This window comes from Mameliella sp. MMSF_3455 (genome assembly GCF_030733205.1).
Classification (GTDB): domain Bacteria; phylum Pseudomonadota; class Alphaproteobacteria; order Rhodobacterales; family Rhodobacteraceae; genus Antarctobacter.
Map to the genome: position 1 here is coordinate 1 of NZ_JASHJL010000021.1, position 20,328 is coordinate 20,328.

Sequence of the window (20,328 nt, forward strand, 5' to 3'; positions counted from 1 at the left end):
GCCCACATTCCCCCGCCCGCCTCTGGCCCCGCACCGCGGCAATGACTAAGTTCGCATCCGAACCGAAGGGAAAGGCCCGGAACTCATGGTCATTGGCGCCATCGCCGACACGCTCACCCGCAGCGTCGAGAATGTCACCGGCACCCTGTCGGAAACCTTTTTCGAGCCGACCCTGCGGCTGGGCGTCACCGGGTTGTCGCGGGCCGGCAAGACCGTCTTCATCACCTCGCTGGTGGCGAACCTGATGGACCGCGCCCGCATGTCTCAGCTGGTGGCCGAAAGCGAACAACGCATCCTTTCGGCCTTTCTCCAGCCCCAACCCGACGACACGCTGCCGCGCTTCGACTATGAAACCCACTTGGGCGCACTGACCGCCCGGACGCCACAGTGGCCGGACAGCACCCGCGCCGTGTCCGAACTGCGCCTGTCGCTGAAAATCCGTCCCGCCGGGCTGCTGTCGGGCCTGCAGGGGCCGCGCACGCTGCATATCGATATCGTGGATTACCCCGGTGAATGGTTGCTGGACCTTTCGCTGATGGAGAAATCCTATACCGAGTGGTCGCAGGACATGCTGGAACGGCTGAAGCTGCGTCCCGGCGGGCCGGAAACGCTGGACCGCCTCCGCTCGGAGGACGCCAGCGCGGAACTCGACGAGACCCGCGCCCGCGCGCTTTCAGAGGCCTATACACAGAGCCTGCACAGCGCCCGCGCCGCCGGGTTTTCCGACTGTTCGCCGGGGCGCTTCCTGCTGCCGGGCGAACTGGAAGGCTCGCCCGTGCTGACCTTTGCTCCGCTGCCACCGATCGATGGCGCCCCGCGCCGCTCGCTCTACCGCGAATTCGAAAGACGCTATGACAGTTACAAGGCGCGTGTCGTCAAACCCTTCTTCCGCGACCACTTCAGCCGCATCGACCGCCAGATCGTGCTGGTGGATGCGCTCGGCGCGATTCACGCCGGGCCGCGCGCGATGGAGGATCTGCGCCGCACCCTGGCCGAGATCCTGACCGCCTTCCGCCCCGGCACCAATGCCTTCCTGACCAATCTTCTGATGGGCAAGCGGGTGGAAAAGATCCTGTTCGCCGCCACCAAGGCCGATCACCTCCACCACCTGCAACATGGCCGCCTGACCGGCATCATGGAGGCCCTGACCCGCGAGGCGCGCGACCGGGCGCGCTTTGCCGGGGCAGAAACGCAGGCCATGTCCATTGCAGCCCTGCGCGCCACGACCGAACAGATGATGACCCACCAGGGCAACGAGCTGCCCTGCGTGCGCGGGACCCTGATGGGCAGCGGCAAACAGGCCGCTTTCTACCCCGGCGAATTGCCGGAGGACCCCGCGCATCTGCTGGGCAGCGCCCGCAACGGGGCGGAAAACTGGCTCGATCAGGATTACTCGGTGATGAATTTCGCACCCGCGCCGCTGACCCTGAAACCCGGTGAAGGCCCGCCGCACATCCGGCTGGACCGCGCGGCGCAATTCCTCATCGGGGACCGGCTGTGACGACCGCGGCGATCACCCTGCGCGCCGCGGACCCGGGCGATGCCGGACGGCTGGGCGCGATGATCACAGAGGCGGTGGAGGCGCGCGCATGGAAGCCGCGCCTGCATTCGGCCGCGCAGGATATCGCGCACGCCGGGACGCTGATCGACCGGGGGTGGGTCACGGTGGCGGAACTGGGGCCGGAGGTGGCGGGCTTCCTCGCCCGCGAAGGAAGCGAGATCCACGCGCTTTTCGTGGCGGGCTGGGCGCAGGGACGGCGGCTGGGCAGCGCCTTGCTGGACAACGCCAAAGCCCGGACCGATCGGCTGGAACTCTGGACCTTTCAGCAGAACGCGGGAGCGCAACGCTTCTACCTGCGCCACGGTTTTGCCGAGACCGGTCGCACCGCTGGCGACAACGAGGAAGGCCTGCCCGACATTCACTACCTATGGCGCCGCGATGCGGGCGCCATCAAGGAGCCCGTGACATGAGCCATCCCCCCAAGGGTCCCGTCCTGATCGACCTCGACGACGACGCAGCCGCACCCAGCCCTTCCGAGGCGCCGCCTGTCCCCGAACCGCACCTGCCCCCGCCAGAGGGCACCGCGATGACCACCGTCGCGGCGCTGGCCACCCGTGATCCCTCGCCGCTGGCACGTTGGTTCTGGCGGCTGCTGCTGGCGCTGGTGGGCACGCTGGTCTCGATTGCGGCCTGGCGCTTTGTAACCGACCTGATCGCCAGCAACCCGTTGCTGGGCTGGGCCGTGACGGCGCTTTTTGCCGCCTTCGGCCTTGTCTGCCTGATGATCATCATCAAGGAAATCGCAGCCTTCTCGCGGCTCGCCCGGATCGACGCGCTGCACCACGCCGCCGAAACCGCCCTGGCCGACGAGGACCTTGCCGGCGCGCGCAAGCTGACCGACGATTTGGTGACGCTCTACAAGGGGCGCGAGGACACGCGCTGGGGCCGGGACAGGCTGAAGTCCCGGCGGGACGAGATTTTCGACGCCTCGGGATTGCTGACCCATGCCGAGGATTCGCTGCTGGCGCCACTGGATGCCGCCGCCCGGCGCGAAGTCGAGGCGGCGGCGCGACAGGTGGCGACGGTGACGGCGCTGGTGCCGCTGGCGCTGGCCGACGTGGTGGCAGCGCTGACCGCCAACCTGCGGATGATCCGCCGCATCGCCGAAATCTATGGCGGGCGTTCGGGCACGCTGGGCAGCTGGCGGCTGACTCGGGCGGTAATGTCCCACCTCGTCGCCACGGGGGCCGTGGCGGTGGGCGACGACATGCTGGAACCGATCCTGGGCGGCGGCCTTCTGGGCAAGCTGTCGCGGCGCTTTGGCGAGGGCATGGTCAACGGCGCCCTGACGGCCCGCGTCGGCGTCGCGGCGATGGAGGTCTGCCGCCCGCTACCCTTTGGCAAGGGCAAACGCCCCTCTGTCCGGGCGATCATCCGCACATCTCTCAGCGGGCTGGTGATGCAGAACAAAGGCTGATCCAGCGCCGCGCCCGGGGTCCGGCATTCCGGACCTGTGCAGTGCCAGCCCGCCGTCCTAGACTGCGCGACCGAAGCCATCGGAGACCCTCGACGGATGGAAGCGCTACTCGTCATTCTGGGATTGGGCCTTCTGGCCCTGCCCATCGTGGTGATCGTCATGGTCATCATGCAGGTTCGTACGCGCCGCGAAGTACGCGCCTTGCAAGCCCGCCTGCAGGATCTCGAACGCAGCCTTGCGCAAACCACCCGGCCTGTCCCCAGAGAGGGGCCAAGGCCCGTCGCCGTGACCGCCACTGTACCGCGGGACGCCGCCCGATCCACTGCACCAGAGCCGGCCAACCTGTCGCCCGCGCCCGGAGAGGCGCCCAAGGCGCCTTCGAATCAGGCCGACGCGTCAAGGTCTCTCGCGCCCCGGACTACGCCGCCCCGGACCGAAGCGTCCCGTCCCCCCGCTCCGGCCCCTGCGGCGCCATCGGCCTTTGACCGGCTGGGGCGCTGGTTACAGGAAAACTGGTTCTACGCCATTGCCGCCGTCTCTCTGTCGCTGGCCGGGATCTTCCTGGTCCAATACGGCATCGAGACCGGGCTGCTGACACCGACAGCCCGCGTGATCGCGGCCCTTGTGTTCGGCGCGGCCCTGATCGGTGGAGGCGAGACCATCCGCCGACGGTTCGGCGACGACGAAAGCAGCTCGACCATCTACCTGCCCTCGGTGTTGTCGGGGGCAGGCCTTGTCTCTCTGATGGGGGGCGTCCTTGCGGCACGGCTGCTGTATGATCTCATCGGGCCGGAATCCGCCTTGGCGGCGCTGTTCGGTGTCGCACTGTTCGGGCTGGTCCTGGGTTGGCGGCACGGTCCTCTGCTGGCAGCCATCGGGCTGATCGGCGGCACGGGCGCCCCCTTTGTCGTCGGCGGGCAAAGCGACGCGCCAGAGTGGTTCCTGGTCTATTTCGGCCTGCTCGCGGGCATGGGACTTGGCATTGACACCCTGCGCCGCTGGGCCTGGGTCAGCGTGCTGTCGGTGGTTCTGGCAATTGGCGCCGGGCTGCTGCTGGCCGCGTCGGGCGGCGAGACAATGATGGCAGGCCTGGGAGCCTTTGGCGTCGCGCTGGTGATCATGGTACTGCTGATCCCCTCACGCGGACTGGCGCCCGACCATCAGGGACCGGGCCTTGTACAATCGGTGCTGGAGACAGGGGCACGCGGGCGTCCCGGTTTTCCGCTGATCCTGGCCCTGGGCACACTGGCCGCCTCTTGCGCGATCCTCGGGTATGCCGCCCCTGAAAGCGCACTGACCTGGTGGCTGTCGCTGGCGCTTGCCTCCGGCCTTGCCGTGGCATTGGCGCTGTGGTCACGCGGCGCGCCGGCCTTGCAGGAGCTGGCGGCGCTGCCGGTGCTGACCCTGTTGGCGCTGATCGGGCTGCCGGATCTGAATGCCCCGGCGCAGGACGCGCTAACGGCTCGGTTCATTGCCGGGCAGGACCTGACCGAACAGCGGATGCTGATGGAATTCACGCTGATCCTGCTGGCAGCAGTCCTGCCCGGGCTGGCCGCGGCCTGGCGCAGCCTGCAACCCGAAGGCCATGCCACCTGGGCGGCAGCAGCGGCTCTGATTGCGCCGCTTGCAGGCTTGGCGCTGGAATTCGGCTGGCACCCGTCGATGATGATCGGCGCCTGGCCCTGGGCACTGCATGCGCTGGCTCTGGCCGGGCTGATGGTGGCCAAGGCCGCCCGGTTTGCCCGCGCCGACACAACGGACCGCCTGCGGCCGGCCTTGGCCACGGTCTCGACCCTGGCCTGCATCGCCTTTGCCCTGACCATCCTGCTGACCGATGCCGCGCTGACGCTGGCACTGGCGGCGGTGGTGGTCAGCGCGACCGCGCTGGACCGACGGTTCGACCTGCCGCAGATGACCGGCTTTGTCGCGATGGGCGTGCTGGCGTTGGGTTATCGGCTGTTGATCCAGCCGGGGCTCGACTGGGCGCTGGAGGCGCCGGCGGTCGAGATGCTGGGCGCCTATGGCGGAACCCTTGCCGCCCTGCTGGGCGCGTTGATGCTGGGCCAGCCCCGGCCAAGACCCCGCGCACAGGTCTTTCTGGAAAGCGCCGCCTGGTCGGTGGGCGGCATGACGGTCAGCCTGACGCTTTACCACGCCATCGAAGCCTACGTGGGCCATGTCCCGAAAGAGGCGCACTGGGCGCTTGGCCTGTATGCAACGATCTGGACCGGCACCGCGCTGGCCCAGCTGGAACGCCTGAAAGCGGGCGGCGTGCTGCGCTGGCTACGCGCCGGTCTGGCTGTCGTCTTTGGCCTGGTGGCGCTGATCTGGGTCTCGCTGGGGGTCACTCTCGGCAATCCGCTTATCGAGGAACAGGTTGTGCACGGCCCGATCGGGGTGAACACGCTGGTCCCGGCTTACCTGTTGCCAGCGACGGTTCTGTTGGTCGGCGCGCTGCGGCTGACCCACCTGCGGCGCTGGCTGCGCGTGGTGATCGGCGCGCCCGGTGCTCTCTTGGCACTCTTTTGGCTGGGGCTTGTGATCCGCCACGCCTGGCAGGGCGGCACATTGATGCACACGGCCAACGGTATCACCGACGGCGAGTTGTACAGCTATACCGTCGCCCTGCTGCTGGCCGGGGCCGGGCTGTTCTACCAGTCGCTGGCACGCAGCTCTGACGGGTTGCGCCGGGCCGGGATCGCCGTGATCGCAGTGGCGGTGGCCAAGGTCTTTCTAATCGACATTTCGGGACTGGCGGGGCTGGTGCGCGTCTTTTCCTTCCTGCTCCTGGGCCTGTCGCTGGCGGGGCTGGCTTGGGTCAACCGCTGGGCACAAACCCGCGCCACGGCGGCACCCGAAGCCTGAGGGTGCGACGCCCGCGCCCTTGACCGCAGGTTCCGGCAGCGCCAACCAAGAAGGACGGGACAAGGGAGAGCGGGCGCATGGAACTGCCGGAACATGGCCATTCCGAAACCGAAATCGCAGAGCGGCTGGCTCATCCGCCCGGCCGTGGCGACCTGAGCGATGCGGTCTATGGCGCCATAGACGGCTGTGTAACAACCTTTGCCATCGTCGCCGGGGTGGCGGGCGCCGGCCTGTCGCCCTTCGTGATCGTGGCGCTTGGGCTGGCCAACGTGCTGGCCGACGGGTTTTCGATGGCGGCCGGAAATTACTCGGCCACCAAGGCCGACCGCGACAACAAGTTGCGCCTGCGCCAGGTCGAGGAACGCCATATCCTTCTCTATCCCGATGGTGAGCGGCGCGAACTGCGCGAGATCCTGCGGCAAAAGGGCCTGTCCGGAACGACTCTGGACGAGGCGGTCGCGCAGATTGCGCAGAACCGCAAGATCTGGATCGAAACGATGCTGGAAGGCGAATACGGCATCGGGTCCGTCGACCCCCACCCCATGCGGGCTGCGCTGGTCACATTCGGCGCCTTCCTGGTGGCCGGGGCCGTGCCGCTGTTGCCCTTCCTGATCGGGCTGACGCATGGTTTTACCGTGGCCAGCGTACTGACCCTGGTGACCTTCTTTGCCATCGGATCGCTGAAGAGCATCTGGTCCCTGGCGCCGTGGTGGCGCTCGGGACTGGAGACACTCGCCATCGGCGGGGTGGCGGCGGGGATCGCCTACTGGGTGGGGTCCTTGTTCGGATAGTCCACGGGAAAGTCGGGTTTACCGCACTCGCGCCAAACGTGCCTCCGGCACAGGATGGCGGTGTTGTTTCCGCCCATTCCCATTTGCCCGGATCCTTTTCCAATGATCGATTTCCTGTCCAGCGCAAAGCCAGAGGACATCTTTCGCGCCATCGGCCTCTGCGGTTTCTTCCTCTACGTCGGTGTCTACGCGGCGCTCAGCTTTCGCGTGGTGACCGGGGATTGCCTATCCTATTTCGTCGGCAATACGGCTGCCGCATCGCTTGTGCTGATCGGCCTCAGCCATGATTTCAACCTGGCCTCGGCCCTGATTCAGGCGTTCTGGATTTGCATCGGCATTGCGGCCATTGTGCTGCGCCTCCTGCGCAGGGCCTCCGACCGCAGGGCAGAGGCCGCGCTGGCAAGCCGCGTCATGCTTCGGGCGGCACAAGCGAACCGAACGGAGGCAGAAGGTCCCCGCAGACAAGCCGCGTCAGGATACCCTGAATCGGTTTCAGCGTAGACATCGGGTACAGCACCCGGTCGCGCAGGATGGGCAGCAGGCGGCTGTCGCCCTGGTATTGGGGCGTGAACAGCCGGCTCATCAGCTGGTAACTGCGGACGTGCCAGCGCCGCGCCCGGGCATAGGTCAGCGCGGCAAGCGGCAGATCGTCATGCGCCAGTTTAAGCGCCTGCGCCAGGGCCCAGGCATCCAGCAGCGCCATGTTCGCGCCCTGCCCCAGCTGCGGGCTGGCGCGATGCGCCGCATCACCGATATGCACGACCCCCTCGCGAAAAGGGCGCCGGAGGGTGCCATGCGCGTAGCGCGCCATCGTCATCTGGCCCGGATCGGTGATCTGGCCGATGAAGGGCGCGAAATCCGGCCAGAGCGCCACGGCCTCGGCGCGCCAGGCCTCCAGCCCTCGCTCCTGCCAGGCGGCATGACTGTCGGAGGGCAATGACCAGAAGATCGCGCTGCGAAATCCCTCCTGCTCCGGAACGGCCCCCAGCGGCAGGACGCCCATCATCCGGTCGGCGCGGCGATAGGCCTGCCGCAATTCGTTGCGCGGCAATTCGGTCGCGTCCGGCCAGTTCACCGTCGCCCAGAGCGCGCCATAGCCCAGCGGCCGCGCGCGCATCGGTGACAGTGGAGAGCCAGCCCCCGTGGCATCCACGATGAGATCGAAAGGACCTGCACTGCCCCTGTCGAACAAAAGCATGCCGTCCCTTTCGCCGGTGACCCGGTGGCCGGGTTCCAAACGGGCGCCAGACGCCAAGGCGGTGTCGAACAGCGCCTGGAACAGAGCGGCCCGGTGAATCGCCAGGCCAAACCGGGGCACACCCGGGGCGTCATAGGCCACGTCCAGCACCGGCAGGCCGTTGCTGGCCTCGTGGCCGAACATGCGGTGGATGCGGTTGCCCTGCGCCATCGCGGCAGGCAACGCGCCGAGGTGTTCCAACACATCCAGCCCCACGGGCTGCATCACCAGCCCCGAGCCCACCGGCGCGGGCGCCTCGAACTGGTCGAAGACGGTCACGTCGTGGCCGGACTGCCGCAGCGCCGTGGCCGCCGCCAGCCCGCCCATTCCGGCCCCGGCGATCGCGATGTCGAGTTTTCTGGACATGCCGCCCCTCCCACCGGATAGGGAAAGCCGGAGAGGCGTGGTAGCGCAAGCGGCGCACTGCCGCAGGCGGCCCGAATCTGCAGTGATCTGCACCGTTTGAGGCAAAAAAAGACCGGGGCCGGTCAGACCGGCCCCGGTTTGTGCCCTTGTCCGAGGTCGATCACTCGGCGGGGACCGCCGGTGCGATCGGCGCGCTCGGACCGTCGGTGTCCGCTTCGGGCGGGACGCTGCCCGGTGCCGGGTCCACGGCCGAGGGCCCGGTTGCGGGATCGCCGGTCGTGTTCGGATCCACCGCGGCGGGCGCTTCGGCAGGTGCGACCGGCTCGGTGGTCGCGCCGGGGCCGAAGGCGATCAATGCCACGATGCCGATGGCAACGATCAGCGCCACGGCGATGCCCAGTGCCGAGCCGCCTGAGCGGCGCGAACTGGCAAGGCGCTCGTCGATGCGCTCTTCGGGAGCGTACCGGGCCTCGTGTTGTCGCAGGTACGGGTCTGTCGTTTGATGTGTCATCTGGCCTTCCTTTCCTCCTCGCGCGCCGGAGTGCCCGGCGCCTGTCTTTCAGATGGAGATGAAAAGCGCCCGGAACAGCCGTCGATCCCGCGCGCGGCGTGGGATCGGAAAAGGCCTGCCGAAACGGCAGTTTCGACTCGGCGGGTTCCGGCGGAATCAACCCAAGGCTGTCATCCGACAGCCATTTCCCGCCCATGCTGCAAGGCGGCATCGCAGGTTCCCGCCGACCCCTGCCCACTTTACGCGCCCGCGCGGCGGGCCTATAAGGCCCGCAAGATGACGTATCATGTGTTCATCATTCGAATTACATGCCCGGCGCTCTGAGGATACGAGCCGCCGGGACAAGGCGTATGAGACGTCGCGCCGCCCCAACATCCTGACCGACACCAGTGATTCAAAGGACGCCACAAATGTGCGCCGACACGACCGAAACGACAGTGCCCGACTACAAGGCCACGCTGTCCCTGCCGAAAACCGATTTCCCCATGCGCGCCGGCCTGCCCAAGCGCGAACCCGACTGGCTGGCCCGTTGGGAGAAAATCGGCGTCTATGACCGCCTGCGCGAAAAGGAGGGCCGCCCGGCCTTTACCCTGCACGACGGCCCGCCCTACGCCAACGGCAACCTGCACATCGGCCATGCCCTGAACAAGGTGCTCAAGGATTTCATCGTCCGCTCGCAGCAGATGATGGGCCGCGACGCACGTTATGTGCCCGGCTGGGACTGCCACGGCCTGCCGATCGAATGGAAGATCGAGCAGAAGTACCGCGAAAAGGGCCAGAACAAGGACGAGGTCGACGTGGTCGACTTTCGCCAGGAATGCCGCAAGTTCGCCGAGGGATGGATCGACATCCAGCGCGAGGAGTTCAAGCGCCTGGGCGTGACCGGCAACTGGGCCGATCCCTACCTGACGATGAATTTTCACGCCGAACGCGTGATCGCGGAAGAGTTCCAGAAGTTCCTGATGAACGGAACGCTCTACCAGGGGTCCAAACCGGTGATGTGGTCCCCGGTGGAAAAGACCGCCCTGGCCGAGGCCGAGGTCGAATACCACGATCACAAGTCGCACACGATCTGGGTGCCGTTTGCCGCGCAGAACGCGACCGGCGACTTGGCCGGTGTCCGCGTCGTCATCTGGACCACCACCCCCTGGACCATCCCCTCGAACAAGGCCGTCGCCTACAATCCCGAGATCTCTTACGGTCTCTACGAGGTCACGGGCACGCCCGAGGAATGCTGGGTCAAGGTCGGCGACAAATACTTGCTGGCCGATGCGCTGGCCGAGGAAGTGCTTACAAAGGCGCGCCTTTCGGACGGCCAATGGACGCGTGTGCGCGATGTTTCTGCCGATGAACTGGCAGGGTTGACCCTTGCGCATCCCTTCCGCGGCGTCGAGGGCGGCGAAGGCTTCTGGGACTACGACGTTCCGATGATCGACGGCGACCATGTCACCGACGAGGCCGGCACGGGCTTTGTCCACACGGCGCCCAGCCACGGCCAGGAGGACTATGATGCCTTCGTCAAGCGCGGCTGGATGGACCGGATGACCCACAACATCGGCGAGGCGGGCGAATTCCTGTCTCATGTGCCGCTGCTCAAGGGGCTGGAGGTCATCACCGCCAAGGGCAAGGAAGGCAAAGCAAACACCGCTGTGATCGACAAGCTGGTCGAGGTCGGCGGGTTGATCGCACGCGGGCGGATGACACACAGCTATCCGCATAGCTGGCGGTCCAAGGCCCCGGTGATCTACCGCAACACGCCGCAATGGTTCGCCGCCATCGACCGCGAGGTCGGCGACGGGCAGGACGACTATGGCAAGACGATCCGCGAACGCGCCCTGACCAGCATCGACAAGCTGGTGACATGGACGCCGCAGACCGGGCGCAACCGGCTGTATTCGATGATCGAGGCGCGGCCCGACTGGGTCCTTTCGCGGCAGCGCGCCTGGGGTGTCCCCCTGACCTGCTTCGTGAAACGCGCCGCGATGCCGACGGATGCGGATTTCCTGCTGCGCGACGAGGCCGTGAACGCCCGCATCCTGGAGGCCTTCGAGGCCGAAGGCGCGGATGCCTGGTACAAGCCCGGCGCCAAGGAACGCTTTCTGGGCAATGACTATGACCCCAGCGAGTGGGAACAGGTGTTCGACATCCTCGACGTCTGGTTCGACAGTGGGTCGACCCATGCCTTCGTGCTGCGCGACCGCCCGGACGGGTCCGAGGACGGCATCGCGGACCTGTATCTTGAAGGCACCGACCAGCACCGCGGCTGGTTCCATTCCTCGATGTTGCAGGCCTGTGGCACGCTGGGCCGCGCGCCCTATCGCGGCGTGCTGACCCATGGTTTCACGCTGGACGAGAAGGGCAACAAGATGTCCAAGTCGCTCGGCAACACCGTGGCGCCCGAGGATGTGACCAAGCAATACGGCGCCGATATCCTGCGGCTCTGGGTGGCGCAGGCCGATTACACCGCCGACCTGCGCATCGGCCCGGAAATCCTCAAGGGCACCGCGGACGGCTATCGCCGGTTGCGCAACACCCTGCGCTACATGCTGGGAGCGGTGACGCATTTCACCGAGGACCAGCGCGTCGACGCCAAGGACATGCCGGAACTGGAACGCTACATCCTGCACCGTCTTGCGGAGTTGGATCATGTGGTGCGCGAAGGCTATGCCGCCTATGATTTCCAAGGCGTCTACCAGCAGCTTTTCAACTTCTGCACCGTGGAACTGTCGGCCTTCTACTTCGACATCCGCAAGGACGCGCTGTACTGCGACGGCGACACCGCGCGCCGCCGCGCCGCGCGGACGGTCATGGACCTGCTGTTCCACCGTCTGACCACCTGGCTGGCGCCGATCCTGGTGTTCACCATGGAAGAGGTCTGGCTGGAACGGTTCCCGGGTGACGACAGTTCGATCCACTTGCAGGACATCCCCGAGACGCCCAAGGACTGGCTGGACGAACCTCTTGCCGCCAAGTGGCAGATGGTGCGCCGCGCCCGCCGCGTCGTTACCGCCGCGCTTGAGGTGCAGCGGACCGACAAGGTGATCGGCGCCTCGCTGGAGGCGGCCCCGGTGGTGCATGTGCGTGAGCCCGACATGCTGACGGCGCTGAAGTCGGTCGCCTTCGAGGACGTCTGCATCACCTCGGACATCTTCCTGACCGGAGATCCGATGCCCAACGAGGCCTACCGTATGCCCGAGGTCGAAGGCGTCGGCGTGGTCTTTGAAAAGGCCGAGGGCGAGAAGTGCCAGCGTTGCTGGAAGATCCTGCCCGACGTGGGCCACCATGCCCACCCCGCCACCTGCAAACGCTGCGACGCCGCCCTGGGCTGAGCCACGGCGCGCATCGCGGACGCGAAGAGGCCCGAAGTCCCTGCCGGACTTCGGGCTTTTTCATGGTTGCCAAAGGGGCCGCCATCGGACGTTGCCCAAAAAATGACGTGGCGTTAACCTGACCGAAAACCAGACGAGAGTTGCCATGAACCGCCGTTTCTTCCTGCTGGCCACCGCCGCGCTTGTCCCTGCCTGTGGCATGATGCCGAGCCAGAATCTGACGCTTGCCCCCAACTCCACGCTGATCGTCACCCGCCACGCCGACCGAGACGGCGAGGACCTGAATGCACGGGGCCACGAACGCGCGCGGGCGTTGGTCGAGGCGGTCAAGGATTTCGACATCGACCTGATCTTCAGCCCCGGCATAAAGCGCAACCTCGACACCGCCGCGCCCCTGGCGGGCGCGCGCGGGCTGGCCGTAAACCGCCTGCCACAGGAAGCGCCGACCGCCGGCCTGGTACAGAGCGGTGCCGGGAAAACGCTGATCTGGATCGGGAACAAGGGCAATATCGCAACGATCTGGGAAGACCTGAACCTGTCCGCCCCCATGCCGATCGAGTACGGCGACCTGCATATCGTCCGGGCGGATGCACAGGGGCGCGTGACGATAGAACGGCGCCGCTATGGACCCAACTGACGCAGAGATCGCCTCTGCCCTGATGGATCTGGCCCGAGCACGCGGGCCCGGCAAGAGCCTGTGCCCGTCAGACGTGGCAAGGACGCTGGCCCACGACTGGCGCCCGCTGATGCCAAGGGTGCGCCGGGTCGCTGCGACGCTGCCACTGACTGCCACGCAGAAGGGACGTCCCGTGGACCCAATGGTCGCCTCCGGCCCGATCCGCTTGGCCTTGCGCCAAGAGTAGAACGAACGCGGGCCCGGTGTTCAGATCAGTCCCCGGTCCCGCCCGATCATGGCGGCATGTGTCCGGTTGCGCGCCTCCAGCTTGCGCGAGAGCGTCTTGACGTGAAGCTTGACCGTGACCTCCTGCAGTTCGAGATCGCGGGCGATTTCCTTGTTGGACTTGCCCTCGCAGATGCCTTGCAGAACCTGCTGTTCCCTGCGGGTTAGAATGTCATCCTCGCCCTTGCCAGAGGATTTCAGGAACTCGATCGGGGTGTAGACCTCTCCTGCGGCCATGAACCGGGCTGCCGTCAGCAGCGACCGGGCGCTGAGGGTCTTGGGGATGAACCCTTGTGCCCCCTCTTTCAACGCCGCCGTGGCCACGTCGCGCGTGGCGCTGCCGGACAGGATTGCCACGGGCCGCCCCTCGTTCGCGGCGCGCATGCGCTCCAGCCCCTCAAGTCCATTCATGCCCGGCATGTTGTAATCCAGAAGGACGAGATCAAAGCTGCCGCTCGACCTGGCGAGCGAAACCGCGTCCTGCAGCGTGGCAACGGTACAGACTTCTTCGACATCCGCGCCATCCAGGTAAGCCGCAATCGTATCCCGCACCAGGTCGTGGTCGTCTGCAACCAGAATTCTCATCTTTCAACTCGTCCCATCTGTGCCAATGGCGGATATACACGCCGGGGTAATATAGCTCGGCGCGGCGTCTCAGGAACCCTGAAATATACAGAAAACGATATCTAATACAAACCCCAGTTCCGGTCAGATGGCCGCCTGACCAGCTTTGGCCTCTTGCATCCGCCCTTCTGCCCCGTTTTTCTGGGCAGGGCCGTTGGCCAGCTAGGAGATCCGGATGATCCGAGCCACCCATGCCTCGATCACGCAAAGATACAGCCAACCGCGCTCTTCCTCGGGCGGCTGCGCCACATGACCCAGGGAACCGAAGGCACCGCCCGGGGCCGCGACGGACCCGCCTGGACATCCGGCCTGCCGAACTGGGTGACGGGGATCGTCCTCGTGATGATCATTTTGTCCATCGCGGTGCTGGTCCTGGACCTGCAGAAACAGACACGGCGGCTGGCCTCCTCGGCGGCGGACAACATGCAATGGACCCTCGGCCAGGCCGAAGTCGAATTGATGGCGCTGGAAATCGCCGCCCTGCGCGCCGCCACGGGCGATGGTTCCCTGAGCGAAGTCCGCTTGCGCTATGACATCTTCTACAGCCGGATCGAGACGCTGACCGAGAGCCACCGGTTCGAAACCCTGATGCAGATCGGCGTGATGCCTGAACGGATCGAGGAAATCCGGGCCTTCCGCGGCAAATGGCTCCCCCTGATCGACGGGCCGGACGCAGCCTTGGAGGCCGCCCTGCCCGGACTGGCCGAAGACACGCGATCGGTGCGCAGTATCGTGCGCGATACCAGCCTCGCCGGGGTCGAGTTCTTTTCGCAACAGGGATTTGAACAGCGCGACAGCCTGAGCCGGAGCATGGTGCGCGTCGGCCTTCTGACCGTGGCCCTTGTGATCCTCCTGGCGGTGCTGGCCCTGATGCTGTTCCGACTGGCCCGCAAGAGCGAGGCCGAGGCCCGCGCCAACCGCGAAACCCGCGAGCGGATCGAGACCATCCTTTCCACATCACTGGACGCGGTCGTTGTCTCTGACGCCGGTGGGCGCATCCTCGACTACAACGGCGCCGCCGAGCGCATCTTCGGCTATGACCGCAACCAGGCTCTGGGCGCGGACATGGCCGACCTGATCGTACCGGATCACTACCGCGCCGCGCATCGGCGCGGGATGGCCCGGTTCCGCCGGGACGGCGACGCGCGCGTGATCGGCAAGGGGATCGTGCGGCTGGATGCGCGCCGCAGCGACGGCACGGTCTTTCCCGTCGACCTGTCCCTGGCCCGGGTTCAAAGCCCCAAGGGCGAAATCTACGTTGCCTTCCTGCGGGACATCTCGGATCGGGTGCGCAACGAGGCCGAGCTGAAGCGCGCCCGAGACCGCGCCATTGCGGGCGAAAGGCAGAAGGCCGAGCTGCTGGCCGTCATGAGCCACGAAATGCGCACGCCGCTGAACGGGATGCTGGGCACGCTGGAACTGGTCGACGATCGGTCGCTGGATGCGCGGCACCAGCGCTACTTGCGGATCGTGCGCGATTCCGGGCGCATTCTGCTGGGCCATGTGAACGACGTTCTGGACATCTCGCGGCTGGATGCGGGCAAGATGACCCTGCGCAAGACAGGCTTTGACCTGGTAACGCTGCTGGAGGACATCGTCGACAACCAGAGCCAGCACGCAAGCGCCCGCGGCAACAGATTGATCCTGGTCCCGCCCAACCCCGAACTGCACCGGGTCTACGGCGACCCTGACCGGCTGCGCCAGATCCTGCTGAACCTCGTCGGAAACGCGATCAAGTTCACCTGGAACGGGCGCGTCACGGTGGAAGCGGATTGTGCGGCCGGGCTGGAAGCGGTCGAGTTGCGCGTGACGGACACCGGGATCGGCATCGCCGAAGAGGACATCGACCGGATCTTCGAGGACTTCGTCACCATCGACAGCACCTATGGACGCAGCACCTCGGGCACCGGGCTGGGGCTGGGTATCTCGCTGCGACTGGCCTCGGTCCTGGGGGGCGAACTGGGCGCGGAAAGCGAACCGGGTGATGGCAGCGTCTTCTGGCTGCGGGTGCCGCTGGCCCCACCGGAAGAGAAACCCATGCCCGAGCCGCCCAGCAGGGAACCAAGCGCACCTCCCCCGGCCTGCGATGTCCTGCTGGTCGAGGACAACGAGATCAACCGGTTGGTGGGGCGCGACCTGCTGGAGCGCGACGGCCACCGGGTCGAGACCGCGATTAGCGGCGAGACGGCGCTCGAGATCCTGGCGTCCCGGCGTTTCGACGTGATCATGATGGATATCTCGATGCCCGGAATGGACGGGATCGACGTGGCGCGCGCATTGCGGCGCGCCGATGGGCTCAACGCAGCGACACCGGTGGTCGCCACCACAGCCCACGCCCTGCCACAAGAGGTCGATGCCTTTTATGCCGCCGGAATGCAGGCGGTCCTGATCAAGCCGTTGACGCTGGACGCGATCCGCAATGTCCTGACCGAGGTCCTGACAGAAGGAGCGCCGGTCCGCCCTGCACCGCTGACCTCACCCGCGACGGGTGACCGGACCGCCGTGATCGACGAGGCACACCTCGAGGAAATGCGTCAGGGACTGGCCCCGTCGCGTCTGCGGCACCTGCACGAGAGATTCCTGTTCGAAATGACCGATTTCCAGCATTCCATGCCAGACCTCGCCAAGGCCGGTGCCGGTGGGCGGGCCACGTTGGCGGCAGAGGCACACCGCATGGCCGGTTCCGCCGGGATGATAGGTGCGGCCCGGCTAGGGGCGCTGTTGCAGGAGATCGAACAGGCGGCCAAGGCCGGGAACACACTGGAACTGGGCGCGCACCAGGCCGATCTGGCCGAATGCTGGCAGACGACCCGGGATGCGCTTTCGGCCCTCTTGCAGCCGATCGACCACCCGCAGTGAGCGCGCTTTACCCCCCGTGCAACCTGCGTTTAAACACGAGGGACCAGCCCAGCAGGAGAGCCCCATGCCCAACCCGCTATACGACACGCTCCTCGGTCATCAGACCGCGAACAGCTCTGTCTTTCTGCACCTCCCGGACGGTGGGCAGATCAGCTATGCCGGGTTCACCGCGCGCGTGGCCCAGTTCGCCGGGGCGCTGCGCGATCTGGGCCTTGCACCCGGCGACCGGCTGGCCCTGCAGGTGGAAAAATGCGCCGACGCGCTGGCGCTGGTCTTTGGCTGCATCCAGGCTGGGGTGGTCTTTCTGCCGCTGAACACCGGCTACACGGGCGACGAGATCGCCTATTTCGTCGAGAACTCGGGCGCCCGGGTGCTGGTCTGCGACCCGGCCGATGCCCGCCTTCTGGGCGAGGTCGCCGCGCGCTGCGGCGCCCATTGCGAGACGCTGGGCCCGGACGGGACGGGCACGCTTGCCGAACGGGCAGACGCAGCCCCCGAAGAAGCCGCCGTCGAACCGCGCGCAAGTGATGACATCGCCGCCTTTCTCTACACATCGGGCACCACGGGCCGCTCCAAGGGCGCGATGCTGAGCCAGGATAACCTCCTGTCCAACGCGCTGACGCTGGTCGACCTCTGGCGATTCACCAAGGACGACGTGCTGTTGCACGCGCTGCCGATCTTCCACACCCACGGGCTGTTCGTGGCGACCAACGTGATGTTGGCGGCGGGAGGCGCGATGGTGTTCTTCCCGAAACTGGACCCCGACGCTCTGATCGACTGGATGCCCAAGGCGACCAGCCTGATGGGCGTGCCGACCTTCTACACCCGCCTGCTGGACAACCCGCGTTTCGGGGTCGAGGTGGCGGGGAACATGCGGCTGTTCATCTCCGGCTCGGCGCCCCTGCTTGCCGAAACGCATCGCCAGTTCGAGGCACGCAGCGGGCACCGCATCCTTGAACGCTACGGCATGACTGAAACCAACATGAGCACGTCCAACCCCTACGACGGCGACCGCCGCGCCGGCACCGTCGGCCTGCCGCTGCCGGGGGTGGAGGCCAGGGTCTGCGACGAAGCGGGAGCCGAACTGCCGCGCGGCGAGATCGGGATGCTGGAGGTGCGCGGCCCGAACGTCTTTCAGGGCTACTGGCAGATGCCGGAAAAGACCGCGGCGGAATTGCGAGAGAACGGCTTTTTCATCACCGGCGACCTCGCCCAGATGAGCGAGGACGGTTACGTCACCATCGTCGGACGCGGCAAGGATCTGATCATCTCTGGCGGGTTCAACATCTACCCCAAGGAGATCGAGGAACTGCTGGATGACCAACCGGGCGTGCTGGAAAGCGCCGTGGTCGGCGTGCCGCATCCGGATTTCGGAGAGACCCCGGTGGCGGTCATCGTGCCCGAACCGGGCGCCACACCCGACCTAGACGCCGTCCGCGGCGAGGTGACGGCAAAGCTGGCGCGGTTCAAGCATCCCCGGCACATCGAAGTCGTCGACGCCCTGCCGCGCAACACGATGGGCAAGGTGCAGAAGGCGGCCCTGCGCGAGCGTTTCGGGGGGCTGTTCTCAGGTTGAGACACCGGGCTTTGCCCGCGCCTGAACGGCAAAGGAACACCGGTACGGCTTGATATCCAGAAGCGGCGTGTTGTTCAGGCAATCCAACCCGCGCACCGTGAGGGCTGCGCCATCGCGTGCGATCAGCCGGACGATACTGGTGCCGATGGGATTGGGGCGCAGCGGGCTGCGCAGTGAAAAAGTGCCGCGTGTCCGCCCGTCGGCCTTTGGGCTTTGCGTCAGCAGATCGCGCCGCGCCTCGTGCAGCCAGTACAGCACTTCGATGAATTCGAACTGTTCGATCCCGTCCAGTGCGGGTGAGTAGACCGCATCAAGGATCACGGTACAGTCCGGCCCCTGCTCGGGATCGCCCTGCCGGGGGCAATCGGCGCGCACCCTGAAAGGCGTCTCGATCCAGCCGATGAACCGCAGACCCGCGTCGGTGGCAGGGGGAAACTGCGCAAGGGTTTCCCCGGGACGCAGCTGGTCGCGATGGGTGGATGTGGACATGGGGGATAGAGTGCCCGTGTCGTCCGCTTTGGACCAGTGGATTTTTGGCCGCAGGCGGGGTTTACGCGCGTGGACAGCCTAGGAAACCATGGACTCAGGGTTCTTGTGAACGGCTTGTCGGCATGTCGTGGTGTGTCAGTGGAAACCGCCTGCAGGTCCCGCCGGTCTGCCAAGCTTATTCGATCTGCATCCAGTTCGGCCGGGGCAAACGGCCATGTCTATCACAATTCGCTCACGGTTCGATTTGACCGCTTCTGCAAGTAGCAAGCCGCAATCCTTCGAAAGCTTGGATCAGAACGCGGGCCCATGGCCATTATTGACAGATTGAGCGCCCGGCTTGACTTGCCTCAATTCCGGCACCCAAGCAAAGACAGGAATTGAGCAAATGGAATCACACGTGTGGCAACCACAGATTGAACAAATTAAACGTGTACCGCCAAGGGAACGCCTGGGCGATTTCAATTCAGGATTGTCAACAGAAACCGATTACCAGATGTAAAACTCCCTGTCTTTGAGGCGCCGCAAGGCAAATCGAATCCGCATTGATTAAAATTAGTGGACAACCACGATAGAAAAGCCGGGAGGTGGCGGAAATTGAGTAAGGTTAAATGTGATCTCTTGGGGCGGTTGACCCAGGAAGAACTGGATAGCGCAATCGACTTTGTGGAGTGTTTTCATTGCGGTGTAACGGCAATGGAGTTGATGCGGGTGGGCGCCGCGCTGGACGTCTGCGGTGACGAGTTTTGTTCTGATATCTGTAGCGGTGAACGCGTGTTTACGGCCATAGCGCTTTGCCGGTCATGTCACTGCAAGAACCACCAGGAAGAGAAAAATTACAGGTTTTCCTGAAGCTTTGTTTCCACGTTGGAATGCAGCTGGATAAGGATTGACGGCTGTATTGGTTGCACGGTGAAGGGATTGAGGTGCGCGGAAGATGCGCACCTTACGCCAGAACAACGCGCGGTTCCGCCCTGCCCCGAGCATCCGTCTTGAAAACAAAGGTGTTCCCTGCCGCCCCGTCCTCCTCCGGGCGGCCTTCGGCGGCAGAGGTGACCATCAAACGGTCGAAATCCGCCCCCCCGAAGGCCGGGCAGGTCGTCTGCGTAGTGGGCAGGGCGAAACTGCGCAGGAACCGCCCGTTCGGCGCGTAACTGGCAACGCGGCTGGCCTCCCATTGCGCATTCCAAAGGTTGCCTGCCGCATCGGTGACAGCGCCATCGGGGTTCAGCCCCTCGGGCCGCAGGTCCAGCCAGGTCTCCGGATCGCCCACAGGCCAGCCCTCGGCGTCCAAGGCGACGCGGCGGATCACCCGGGTCGGCGTATCGGTGAAATAGGCGTGCCCGCCATCGGGGGCGAAACAGATCGCGTTGGGAATAGTAATCTCGCCAAAAAGCTGCCGCAACTCGCCCTTGTACCACCGATAGATCGCCCCGGCTCCCGGTTCGGCCTTGTATCCCATCGTCCCGATCCAGAAACCGCCCTGCGGATCGGCGCGGCCATCATTGGACCGCGTCACCGGGTTGTCGGCCTCGAGGTCGCAGAGACGGGTTTCCGAGGCGCTGTCCAGGTCGAACAGGAACAGGTCCCGCTCGGAGGCGATCAGCAGGCGCGAGACCTCCACGATACCGGCCGCCGAAACCGCGCGATCGAACTGCCAGTGTCGTTCCGTTTGCCCGTCGTGTTCGTAAAGCCGGTGCCCCAGGATATCGAACCACAGGAAACTGCCGCGATCCGGGTGCCACAGCGCCCCTTCGCCAAGAATGCATCGGGTGGCGGAAAGCGTGGCGGGTTGCGGCATCTTT

At 65.9% G+C, this 20,328-nt stretch carries 16 protein-coding genes; 11 read left to right on the forward strand and 5 right to left on the reverse strand.

Annotation, left to right across the window (positions count from 1 at the left end):
- Positions 1 to 85 precede the first annotated feature (85 nt).
- The 6 genes from RBB42_RS15790 (at position 86) to RBB42_RS15815 (ending at position 7,135) form a co-directional block, all read left to right on the forward strand.
- Positions 86 to 1,501, forward strand: a complete 1,416-nt coding sequence (locus RBB42_RS15790; RefSeq protein ID WP_305968915.1) for a YcjX family GTP-binding protein — start codon at positions 86 to 88, stop codon at positions 1,499 to 1,501.
- Positions 1,498 to 1,971, forward strand: a complete 474-nt coding sequence (locus tag RBB42_RS15795) for a GNAT family N-acetyltransferase (RefSeq protein ID WP_305968914.1) — start codon at positions 1,498 to 1,500, stop codon at positions 1,969 to 1,971. Before RBB42_RS15790 ends, RBB42_RS15795 begins: the two co-directional genes overlap by 4 nt.
- Entirely contained in the window at positions 1,968 to 2,978 is a 1,011-nt protein-coding gene (locus tag RBB42_RS15800; RefSeq protein WP_305968913.1) for a YcjF family protein, read from the forward strand. Before RBB42_RS15795 ends, RBB42_RS15800 begins: the two co-directional genes overlap by 4 nt.
- A gap of 96 nt (positions 2,979 to 3,074) precedes the next feature.
- Positions 3,075 to 5,843: a DUF2339 domain-containing protein gene (locus tag RBB42_RS15805; protein ID WP_305968912.1), complete on the forward strand. Its 2,769-nt coding sequence runs from the start codon at positions 3,075 to 3,077 to the stop codon at positions 5,841 to 5,843.
- Between the two features lie 83 nt (positions 5,844 to 5,926).
- Entirely contained in the window at positions 5,927 to 6,634 is a 708-nt protein-coding gene (locus RBB42_RS15810) for a VIT1/CCC1 transporter family protein (protein WP_305968925.1), read from the forward strand.
- Between the two features lie 102 nt (positions 6,635 to 6,736).
- Positions 6,737 to 7,135 carry a CBU_0592 family membrane protein gene (locus tag RBB42_RS15815; RefSeq protein ID WP_305968911.1) on the forward strand — a complete coding sequence of 133 codons (399 nt, stop codon included), beginning with the start codon at positions 6,737 to 6,739 and terminating at the stop codon, positions 7,133 to 7,135.
- Here RBB42_RS15815 and RBB42_RS15820 read toward each other — a convergent pair.
- Both RBB42_RS15820 and RBB42_RS15825 read right to left on the reverse strand, forming a co-directional pair.
- Complete coding sequence (locus tag RBB42_RS15820; protein WP_305968910.1) at positions 7,044 to 8,237, reverse strand: FAD-dependent oxidoreductase; 1,194 nt, start codon at positions 8,235 to 8,237, stop codon at positions 7,044 to 7,046. The genes RBB42_RS15815 and RBB42_RS15820 overlap by 92 nt on opposite strands.
- Before the next feature lie 160 nt (positions 8,238 to 8,397).
- The gene (locus RBB42_RS15825) at positions 8,398 to 8,748 is read right to left on the reverse strand and encodes a hypothetical protein (protein WP_305968909.1); all 351 of its coding nucleotides are present in this window, start codon (positions 8,746 to 8,748) and stop codon (positions 8,398 to 8,400) included.
- A 410-nt stretch (positions 8,749 to 9,158) separates the two neighbouring features.
- Here RBB42_RS15825 and ileS point away from each other — a divergent pair, with 410 nt between their 5' ends.
- The 3 genes from ileS to RBB42_RS15840 all read left to right on the forward strand — a co-directional run bounded on the left by ileS (position 9,159) and on the right by RBB42_RS15840 (position 12,940).
- Positions 9,159 to 12,077, forward strand: a complete 2,919-nt coding sequence (gene ileS / locus RBB42_RS15830; protein ID WP_305968908.1) for an isoleucine--tRNA ligase — start codon at positions 9,159 to 9,161, stop codon at positions 12,075 to 12,077.
- 145 nt (positions 12,078 to 12,222) lie between these two features.
- Complete coding sequence (locus tag RBB42_RS15835) at positions 12,223 to 12,714, forward strand: histidine phosphatase family protein (RefSeq protein ID WP_305968907.1); 492 nt, start codon at positions 12,223 to 12,225, stop codon at positions 12,712 to 12,714.
- Positions 12,701 to 12,940 carry a DUF3253 domain-containing protein gene (locus RBB42_RS15840; protein WP_305968906.1) on the forward strand — a complete coding sequence of 80 codons (240 nt, stop codon included), beginning with the start codon at positions 12,701 to 12,703 and terminating at the stop codon, positions 12,938 to 12,940. Before RBB42_RS15835 ends, RBB42_RS15840 begins: the two co-directional genes overlap by 14 nt.
- 20 nt (positions 12,941 to 12,960) lie before the next feature.
- Here the strand turns inward: RBB42_RS15840 and RBB42_RS15845 are convergent, their stop codons facing one another.
- A complete protein-coding gene (locus RBB42_RS15845) occupies positions 12,961 to 13,563 on the reverse strand; it encodes a response regulator (protein ID WP_305968905.1) in 603 nt (200 codons plus the stop codon).
- Between the two features lie 288 nt (positions 13,564 to 13,851).
- On the opposite strand from RBB42_RS15845, the gene RBB42_RS15850 reads away from it, so the two are divergent.
- On the forward strand, positions 13,852 to 16,461 hold the full coding sequence (locus RBB42_RS15850) for an ATP-binding protein (protein ID WP_305968904.1): 2,610 nt from the start codon (positions 13,852 to 13,854) through the stop codon (positions 16,459 to 16,461).
- Positions 16,462 to 16,525: 64 nt separating this feature from the next.
- The gene (locus tag RBB42_RS15855) at positions 16,526 to 18,037 is read left to right on the forward strand and encodes a malonate--CoA ligase (protein ID WP_305968903.1); all 1,512 of its coding nucleotides are present in this window, start codon (positions 16,526 to 16,528) and stop codon (positions 18,035 to 18,037) included.
- Here the strand turns inward: RBB42_RS15855 and tsaA are convergent.
- Positions 18,029 to 18,526 (reverse strand): tRNA (N6-threonylcarbamoyladenosine(37)-N6)-methyltransferase TrmO, encoded by a 498-nt coding sequence (gene tsaA / locus RBB42_RS15860; RefSeq protein ID WP_305968902.1) that lies wholly within the window; start codon positions 18,524 to 18,526, stop codon positions 18,029 to 18,031. The genes RBB42_RS15855 and tsaA overlap by 9 nt on opposite strands.
- Positions 18,527 to 19,469: 943 nt before the next feature.
- The gene (locus tag RBB42_RS15865) at positions 19,470 to 20,324 is read right to left on the reverse strand and encodes an SMP-30/gluconolactonase/LRE family protein (protein WP_305968901.1); all 855 of its coding nucleotides are present in this window, start codon (positions 20,322 to 20,324) and stop codon (positions 19,470 to 19,472) included.
- Positions 20,325 to 20,328 lie beyond the last annotated feature (4 nt).